Source organism: Gordonia sp. 'Campus' (assembly GCF_022206305.1).
Taxonomy (GTDB): Bacteria; Actinomycetota; Actinomycetes; order Mycobacteriales; family Mycobacteriaceae; genus Gordonia.
In genome coordinates, this window is the sequence record NZ_JAKOIW010000003.1 from 259736 (window position 1) to 268716 (window position 8981).

An 8981-nucleotide genomic window follows, 5' to 3' on the forward strand; every position below is an offset into this window, starting at 1 on the left:
CGGGAATTCAGCCCTCTCCCACGGACTTCCGCATGGTCTCGGGCACCTCACCGCGAGCCCACCGCGGCAGGATGAAAACACCCTCGGCTTCGGCGGTCACGTGCTCCCCCGATGAGATGGTGCCGGTGACGAACGTCTTCACGCCTTCGACCCGTTCGACGCGTGCCTCGCCCCGGATCCGGCCGAGCGGCGTCGCCCGCCGGTACCGGACGGTGAGCGTGCCGGTCATCCCGGGCACCCCCTGGAACTCGGCGGTCGAACCGAGCAATTGATCGAAGATGAGGGCGAGCACTCCGCCGTGGACGAGTCCGGCCGGCCCCTCGTACTGCGGGCCCAGGTCGACCTCGGTCCAGCTGTGGTCGGTCTCGTGGCGGAGCTCGACGGGAGGTGCGATCGGGTTGCGTCGACCCAGTACGGCGTTGCCCCACGAGCGTTTGGTGCCATCGGCGTTGAACCGGATACCGAACGAACCGGGTAGCTGATCCCTGCGCAGGATCTCGGTGGCCGCCGCGATCAGGCGCCGTGCCTCGGCGATGTCGGCATCGCCGACCTCGGTCCGGACGGTCGCGTCGATCAGTTCCCGGACGCTCCCCGCGATCGACGACGCGAGCTCGGTCCGGTGCGCGAGTTCTTCCGGATCGATGTCCTCCTGGATGTAGTCGCTCATCCGTCCATCTAACAGGGCGCGTCGGAGCCCGAAGCCATCACCCGTGCACGCCAGGATCCCGGCAACAACCCTTCTGACCGCCGAGTAAGCTCGCCCGCATGACTGACCACGCCTGGAATGACCGCGACTGGACCGCGTTCGACGTCAGTGTCGACGACCACATCGCCGAGGTGGTACTGACCGGCCCCGGCAAGGGCAACGCGATGGGCCCGGACTTCTGGCGCGAGCTCCCCGAACTGTTCGGCCACCTCGACGCCGATCCCGGCGTACGGGCGGTGGTGCTCACGGGTTCCGGTAAGCACTTCTCCTTCGGCCTGGACCTCGTCGCGATGGGCGGCACGTTGTCGAGCGTGCTGGCCGGCGACGCCCAGGCCGCCCCGCGAACCGAGTTCCTCGACTCGCTGCGGAAACTGCAGGCAGCCATCACCGCGGTCGCGGACTGCCGCAAACCGGTGGTGGCCGCCGTCTCGGGCTGGTGCATCGGCGGCGGTGTCGACCTGATCTGTGCTGCCGATGTGCGCTACGCCAGCGCCGACGCCAAGTTCAGTGTGCGCGAGGTCAAGGTCGGCATGGTCGCCGACGTGGGCACGTTCGCACGACTCCCGTTCATCATCGGCGACGGCCACATGCGCGAGCTCGCGCTGACCGGCAAGGACATCGACGCCGCCCGCGCCGAGAAGATCGGGCTGGTCAACGACGTCGCCGACGACCCCGCGGGCGTCCTCGACCTGGCGCGCGCGACTGCGCGGGAGATCGCCGACAATCCCCCGCTGGTGGTGCACGGGATCAAAGCCGTCCTGGATCACTCGCGCAGCGCGGCCGTTCACGACAGCCTCCGTTACGTCGCCGCGTGGAACTCGGCGTTCCTGCCAAGCCAGGATCTCTCCGAAGCCATCACCGCGGTCTTCGAGAAGCGCAAGCCGGAGTTCAAGGGCCGCTGACCCCTCGCGGTCGGTCAGCGTCCGGCGCGGTGGATCTGCGTCGCGAGCGGATGCTCGTCGTCGAGACCGGCGAGCATCCGTACGCCGTCGAACGGGCGACCGTGCGGTTCGGCGATCTCGACGCCGGACGTCCGCCCGATGACAGCGGCCGCGAACCGCTCACGGAGCCGGTCGTTGGCGGTCATCACCGTGCCGACCCAGCTGACTCGCGCGGCATCGCCCGGCCGGTGGCCGCTGCGCTCGAGTGCGGCGGCCACCGAAGCCGCCAGCTCGTCGGCCGCGTCGGTCAGGATCTGCTGTGCCACTGGATCGTCCGCGGTCGATGCGGCGTCGACCCGCCGCGCGAAGGCCGCCACCCGCGACACCCGATCCGGGTCGCCCTGCAGCTCCATGTACAACTCCGGTAGCGGCCCGAACTCCTCGGCCGCCGCCTCTTCGAGGACGGTGTCGGGCCCACGTCCGTCGAACGCCCGCAGAGCCGCCTCGATGCCCGCGCGGCCCATCCAGTAGGCGCTGCCGGCGTCGCCGAACAGGTGCCCCCAACCGTCGACCCGGTGCACTCCCCCGGCTCCCACGCCGAGGGTCACCACGCCCGTCCCGACCGCGGTGACGGCGCCGAACTCCCCTCCGTTGGCGGACAAGTACCCGGTCACCGAATCATGCGCCAGCGCAACCGAAACGATGCCGACGTCCGCGAGTTCGTCGAGGATCTCACCGGGTCGGGAGGCGGACGGGGTCAGGCCCGAGACACCCGCGGCCAGCGTCGCACCCGGATCGTCGACCGGGATGCCGCGCACCGTGGCCGCGATCTGGTCGACGACGGGACGGTCTGTCCGGATCGGCGCTGCCTCGAATTCGTCGACTCCGTCGGCAGACTCGACACGCACACGCGTGCCGGTCTGACCCCCGTCGATGAGGATGCGTCGGCGCGTGTCGTCGGTCACGGTGCCGAAGCTACTCCCCACGGCAGCCGGTCCGATGCCATACCCGACAACGCCGTCATCGTCGTCGACACCAGGCGCTCATGACACACTGGACCGATGAAGGTGCGGCGCCGCCTTGCGGTCAAGATCGGTTCCATTTCCTGGATGCCTCGCTATCTGCCCCAGATAGTGCTGAGCGACAACGCGATCCAGGCTGTCACCGGGCAACGTCTGAGCCTGCTGGACATCGCCGACCTACCCAACATCACGATCAAGGTCCCCGGTCGCAAGAGCGGCGTGGTCCGCACCACACAGTTGCTGGCGGTTCCCGACGGGTCCGACTGGCTGATCGCGGGATCATACTTCGGCAGTCCCAAGATGCCGGCGTGGGTGTACAACGTCCGGGCCGCGGACGAGATCGAGATCGTCGTCCACGGGGAGACCGCCGCGGCGACCGCAACCGAACTCACCGAGGACGAACGCACCGCCGCGTGGCAGACGCTGCGCGCCGTCTGGCCGAACTTCGATCTCTACGAACAGCGCACCGACCGCACCATCCCGGTCTTCCGCCTGCGCCCACGCTGAGTCGTCTCAACCGGCATCGTTTCAACCGGCACCGTCTCAACCGGCATCGGCGATGAACTGCGGCCGATCGGCGGTGAGGTCGACCGAGCCGATCAGATACTGCTCGTCGATGGTCTCCACGCGCGGGCCGTCGTCGTCGTAGCTCGGTGTGTATGCCACGCGCCACCGCACCGGTCCGACGACGTCGACGGTGCCGAGATCGGTCGCCGCGCGCTCGGTCGAGGTCTCACCGGGTGACGTCCTCGGTGAGCGCAGGAGGTAGCGGAGCCCGGACAGGTCGCGTGGTGCCGTCCACCGCACGCTGCCGGGAACCGCGGACCGGAACAGCCGCTGCGTGCAGCCGGCCACCTCCGCGGCCGGGTCGATCCGGGTCGAGTTCGCGCAGCGCCGGAGGTGTTCGGACACCGCATCGCTGACGGCGCTCGTTCCGCTCGGGCTGAGTTCGCCGGTCACCCGAACCGACACCGGGCCCTGCGGCTCGATCGGATAGGCATCCTCGGCCACGCGGCCGACGAAGTCGGTGTCCGCCGAGCCCCACCGTTGTGGCCCGGGGAACAGGTGCACCGTGTCGCCTTGGCGCACCTCACGGCCGAACAAGGTGGGTCGCACCACCTGCAGTGCATCGATGCGCACGGCAACGGCCCCGTCGACGACCGCCCAGCCGTCTGCCACCCGGGCGACCCGAACGGCGGTGTCGGCGACGCGTCCACCCATCCGATACGACGCGGAGATCTCTGTCCGACCCGTCGTGTCGGACGCGCCATCGGACCCGCCCGATGCGTCTGACCCGATCCGGATCTCGCTCATCGGGGCGGCCGCACGCTGTGCGCGGAGCACCTCGTCGGTGAGGAACGTCGGCTCCGGACGAGGTTCGATGACCGCGAGCGCGGTGGCGGCGTCGGCGTCGGCGAGTGCGGTCAGATAGGTGCGGACGGCGTCTTCGGGCGTGGCTGCCCGCTCGTCCTCCCGGGACAACCCGGTCAGGAGAGCGGCCACCAGCACCACGACGAGAACGACTGCGACACCGGCGAAGACGATCAACCATCGGCGGCGGTTCACCGCCGCCCCACCCCCGGTCCCGGACGTCGAGAGGTTCGGTCCCGGGGGTGCGGCGATGCGCTCGGGGGCGCTCCGATCAGGACTCCGATCCGGCGGAGGACGAACCCGCGGCGAACGAATCCGTGAGCCGCCCCGCCAGGATCTTCGCGAACTCCGCTGGGTCGTCGAGTTCGCCGCCTTCGGCGATCACCGCCATCCCGTAGATCAACTTGGCCGTCGGCACCAGCTGCTCATGATCGCCCGCTGCGTACGCCGTGTTCAACGCCCCGACCAGCGGGTGATCCGGGTTGAGCTCCAGGGCACGCTTGGTCTTGGGGAACTCCTGCCCGGACGCGCGGTACAGCTTCTCCAGCTGCGGCGACATCGAGAACGTGTCACCCACCAGACACGCGGGCGACTCGGTGAGGCGCGATGAGAGCCGGGTCTCGCTGACGTCGTCGGACAGCGTGGTCGTCAGCCAGGCCAGCAGGTCGGCGTAGGTCTTGTTCTGCTCGTCCTTCGACGAATCGTCGGCGTCCTCGTCATCGGCGTCGAGGTCGACCGCCCCCTTGGCGATGGACTGAAAGGTCTTGCCGTCGAACTCCGCACCCGCCGATACCCACATCTCGTCGACCGGATCGGACAGGACGAGCACCTCGATGCCCTTGGCGCGGAACGCCTCCATGTGGGGCGAATTGACGATCTGCTGCCGGGACTCGCCGGTCATGTAGTAGATCGTGTCCTGCCCGCTCTTCATCCGGCCGATGTAGTCGGCCAGCGTGGTCAGCTCGTCCTCGGAGTGGGTGGTGGCAAACGACGAGGCCTTGAGCAGCGCGTCGCGGTTGTCCGGGTCGTTGACCAGACCTTCCTTGAACACACGGCCGAAGCCGTCCCAGAACGTGCGGTAGTCGTCCGGGCGGCTGTCGCGCATCTCGGTCACCGTGGAGATGACCTTCTTGGTGAGGCGGCGCCGGATCGCACGGATCTGCCGATCCTGCTGGAGAATCTCGCGGGACACGTTGAGCGACAGGTCGGCGGCGTCGACGACACCCTTCACGAAGCGCAGGTACTCGGGCATGAGCTCGGCGCAGTCGTCCATGATGAAGACGCGTTTGACGTACAGGTGGATGCCGACCTTGCTGTCACGCATGAACAGGTCGAACGGCGGCTGAGTCGGGATGAAGAGCAGCGCCTGGTATTCGAAGGTTCCCTCTGCCTGGAGCGTGATGGTCTCCAGCGGCGCGTCCCAGGCATGCGAGACGTGACGGTAGAACTCCTGGTACTCCTCCTCGCTGACCTCCGACCGCGACTTGGCCCACAGCGCCTTCATCGAGTTGATGGTCTCCGTCTCGACGACGGTCTTCGTCTCCGGGACCTTGGGTTCCTCACCCGACTCGTCATCGGAATCGGTGTCGGGGGTCTCCACCGGCACCGTCTTCTCGACGTCCATCCGGATCGGCCACGCGATGAAATCGGAGTACCGCTTGACCAGCTGGCGCAGCTTGCTCTGGTCGGCGTAGTCGTACAGATGGTCTTCGGTGTCAACGGGTTTGAGCGTCAGCATGACCGACGTGCCCTGGGGTGCGTCGGCGACATCGTCGATGGTGTAGGTGCCGTCGCCGGTCGATTCCCAGCGGGTACCCGTGGTCTCCCCCGCCTTACGGGTCACGAGGGCGACTTTGTCGGCGACCATGAAGGTCGAGTAGAAGCCGATGCCGAACTGTCCGATCAGCTCCTCGGCTGCGGCATCGGAAACACCGTTGGCACGTGCCTCGGCCAGCGAACGCCGCAGCTCCGCGGTACCGGAACGAGCCAGCGTGCCGATGAGGCCGACGACCTCGTCGCGCGTCATGCCGATCCCGTTGTCGGCGACCACGAGGGTGCGGGCCTGCGCATCCGGCGCCAAGGTGATGTGGAGGTCGGAGGTGTCGACGTCGAGGTCCTTGTCGAGCAGCGACTCCAGTCGGAGCTTGTCGAGCGCATCGGATGCGTTCGAGATCAGCTCGCGCAGGAAGCTGTCCTTGTTGGAGTAGATCGAGTGGACCATGAGATCCAGCAGTTGCCGGGTCTCTGCCTGGAACTCGTGGACTTCGGGCTGAGCGCTCATCGCAGACCTCCATGTTCTGTTCTCATGCACCGGCGGCGGGCGATCGGGTGCCGGTGCGACGCGTCGGGGACGGACACCGACTTTACCGATCGGCGGTGTGGCTACCCTGGGTCGGGGACCGACTACCCCCGACGAGACCCCGGTCCGTCGGGGACGATCAGGAAGCCAGGTGGATGGGCACACCGCGACTGCTGTTGGTGCACGCGCACCCCGACGACGAATCTCTGTGGACCGGCGGACTCATGGCACGTCATGCCGATGCCGGCGGTGAGGTCGACCTCGTCATGTGCACGTGGGCCGACGGCACCGTCCGGCACCGGGAACTGACCGAAGCCGTGGGCATCCTGGGTATGCCACGACCTCCCATCATGCTCGGGTACGCCGACGACCGGCGCCCGGAATCGGCCCCCGACGCGCCTCGACTCTGCGCGGCCTCGTTCGACGACCAGGTGCGCGCTCTGACCCACCACATCCGCGCTCTGCAGCCCGACATCGTCGTCACCTACGACCCGCTGGGCATCTACGGGCACCCCGATCATGTGCACGCCCACCGGCTGGCGTGCGCCGCTGCCGACGCCGCCGCGTCGACGAAGCTCTACCACCGCGCCGGACCCGCGTGGCGTGTCCGGTCGCTGTACTTCGCCACCATCCCCGAGTGGATGATGGACGAGCTCGGCGAGAGCCTGTTCGCCGACATCCCCCGTGAACAGCTGCCGGGGACCCCGGAATCCGAGATCGACTTGGTAGTGGACGTGTCCGGGCTGGCGGCGCGCAAAGAGGCGGCCGTCCGCGCGCACCGGTCGGAGATCCACCGCAGCCGCGCGATCTCCGGCTTCATGGCACTGCCTGACGATGTGCAGAGGAAGCTCCTCGGCGTCGAGTGCTATCAGCGTCGCGACCTCGTGCCCGGTGGCTGCGACCTGGTCTAGGGGCGTCGGCGTGTCGATCCGATACCGGATGAGCGTTCAGCCGTCTCTGGGCGTCCGTCGGAACCGCTCGATCAGGCCGCAGGTCTGTGGGTGATACGGGCTGGAGTTGATGGTCCGGGTGGCCAGGGCACGCAGAGTGTTCGCCAGTGGTGTCTCAGCGCTGTCCCGGATCAGAACGGCAGTGTGCGACAGGATCTTATTGATCGCAGACGCCTTCTATTGTCGTGCAGTGCGTTCACTACCGGACCTCGCCGAGCCGCCGATCGGGACTCTTGGTGGCTCACGCCGCCGGCCGTGTGCCCCGGTGGCCTGCTCACGGACTGAGCCTTCTTGGTCAAGGCATGCCCCCACACCAAAGTCCGGCAACCCCGAACTGACACAACAAGGCCGCATTCTGGCGAATCCGATACGGGTGTGACGGGTGTTCACCACTGGTAGCGAATAACGCACAGTCAACGACATTCGTTGTGTATCTTGTATTTTCGCGATCAAGAGTTGGGGAAAACCCTGGCATTCGAACACATGTTCCCGTACAGTGGAGTCATGCCCGAGCTCGCCACCTTCCTCGATCAGCGCATCGAAACCACCCCGCCCGCCGACGATCCCAGCGGTCGAACAACATTCGATGCGCTGAACACGCTGCGGTTGATTCGCAATGCCGTCGATCACCAGATCGCGCTGCACACAACGCAACTCGATGAACTGCGCGTCGCACAGATGGCGGGCAGCACCACCAAGAAACTGTTGATCGAGATGGGTTACGCGCCCGCTGCCGCCCACCGCATCATGCGCATCGTCGACGCCCTACCAGCGCTACCTACTCTCGCCCGCCACGCCGCCGACGGACGACTGTCCACCGAGATCGTCGACGCCATCGTCCGCGGTATGCGCCACATCGAGACACGCTGTCCTGAAGAGCTTTCGGACAACGACAAGAGTTCACACGAGATCGAACTGCTCGGCCAAGCACTGTCAGGTGCGACGCCGGCGCAAGTAATCGAGCACGCCCGCACCATCGGCAACACCCTGGCCGACGCCACCGACACCAGTATTCCCGCCGCCGACGACGCTGGCTTGAACGCGGTCAACACCCACACCACCGACGACGGACGCGTCGACATCCGCGCCGACCTCACACAGACCATCGGCGAAAAGTTCCTCACCATGATCGACGAACGGGCCTGCCCGCGACCCGAACCCGACGGTGCCGACGATCGCCGTACCGCTGAGCAACGTCGCGCTGATGCCCTCGAACTCATCCTCGACCAAGCAGCACTCGGAGCGAGCATCGACAGCATCGGCAGTCCACGCACTCAGCTGCTGCTGACCCTTCCCGCGACGGGTTCCGATCCGGCCAGCCTGCCGTGGACGGGATCCGTCACACAGGCTGCCGCCAAGGAGGTGTCCTGCGACGGCTCGCTCACCGAGATCATCCTCGACGGCGAAGGTGTACCGCTACAGATGGGACAGACCCGGCGCTTGTTCCCCGCCCACCTCCGTAAAGCCGTCATCATCCGCGACAGCTGCTGCATCAAATGCGGTGCAGCACCGTCACACACGCAGGTCCACCACATATCCCATTGGGCCGACGGCGGTCCCACCGACCTCGACAACGGCTGCCTGCTCTGCCAACGCTGCCACACCCAGGTCCACCACCACGGCTGGGACATCGTGATGGGTTTCGACCGGCATCCCTGGCTCGTCCCACCCGCCACCATCGACCCGCGCCGACGACCACTACCCGCTTACAACCGCCGCACGATGCGACTCGACGACGCCGCCTGACAATCA

General features: G+C 67.3%; 8 protein-coding genes. 4 read left to right on the plus strand and 4 right to left on the minus strand.

Features of this window, described 5'->3' with window-relative positions; genetic code table 11:
• Positions 1 to 7 precede the first annotated feature (7 nt).
• Complete coding sequence (locus MAY35_RS04930; RefSeq protein WP_238419681.1) at positions 8 to 667, minus strand: PaaI family thioesterase; 660 nt, start codon at positions 665 to 667, stop codon at positions 8 to 10.
• A gap of 98 nt (positions 668 to 765) precedes the next feature.
• Here MAY35_RS04930 and MAY35_RS04935 point away from each other — a divergent pair, with 98 nt between their 5' ends.
• A complete protein-coding gene (locus MAY35_RS04935) occupies positions 766 to 1608 on the plus strand; it encodes a crotonase/enoyl-CoA hydratase family protein (protein ID WP_238419683.1) in 843 nt (280 codons plus the stop codon).
• 14 nt (positions 1609 to 1622) lie between these two features.
• Here the strand turns inward: MAY35_RS04935 and MAY35_RS04940 are convergent, their stop codons facing one another.
• A complete protein-coding gene (locus MAY35_RS04940) occupies positions 1623 to 2552 on the minus strand; it encodes a BadF/BadG/BcrA/BcrD ATPase family protein (protein ID WP_238419685.1) in 930 nt (309 codons plus the stop codon).
• 96 nt (positions 2553 to 2648) lie between these two features.
• On the opposite strand from MAY35_RS04940, the gene MAY35_RS04945 reads away from it, so the two are divergent.
• Complete coding sequence (locus tag MAY35_RS04945; protein WP_238419686.1) at positions 2649 to 3116, plus strand: nitroreductase family deazaflavin-dependent oxidoreductase; 468 nt, start codon at positions 2649 to 2651, stop codon at positions 3114 to 3116.
• 36 nt (positions 3117 to 3152) lie between these two features.
• On the opposite strand, the gene MAY35_RS04950 is transcribed toward MAY35_RS04945, so the two are convergent.
• Entirely contained in the window at positions 3153 to 4175 is a 1023-nt protein-coding gene (locus tag MAY35_RS04950; protein ID WP_238419687.1) for a hypothetical protein, read from the minus strand.
• Between the two features lie 76 nt (positions 4176 to 4251).
• Positions 4252 to 6261, minus strand: coding sequence for a molecular chaperone HtpG (gene htpG, locus MAY35_RS04955; RefSeq protein WP_238419688.1), 2010 nt, complete (start codon positions 6259 to 6261; stop codon positions 4252 to 4254).
• 173 nt (positions 6262 to 6434) lie between these two features.
• On the opposite strand from htpG, the gene MAY35_RS04960 reads away from it, so the two are divergent.
• A complete protein-coding gene (locus MAY35_RS04960; RefSeq protein WP_238419689.1) occupies positions 6435 to 7190 on the plus strand; it encodes a PIG-L family deacetylase in 756 nt (251 codons plus the stop codon).
• A gap of 522 nt (positions 7191 to 7712) precedes the next feature.
• On the plus strand, positions 7713 to 8975 hold the full coding sequence (locus MAY35_RS04965) for an HNH endonuclease signature motif containing protein (RefSeq protein WP_238419690.1): 1263 nt from the start codon (positions 7713 to 7715) through the stop codon (positions 8973 to 8975).
• The last annotated feature ends 6 nt before the right edge of the window (positions 8976 to 8981 follow it).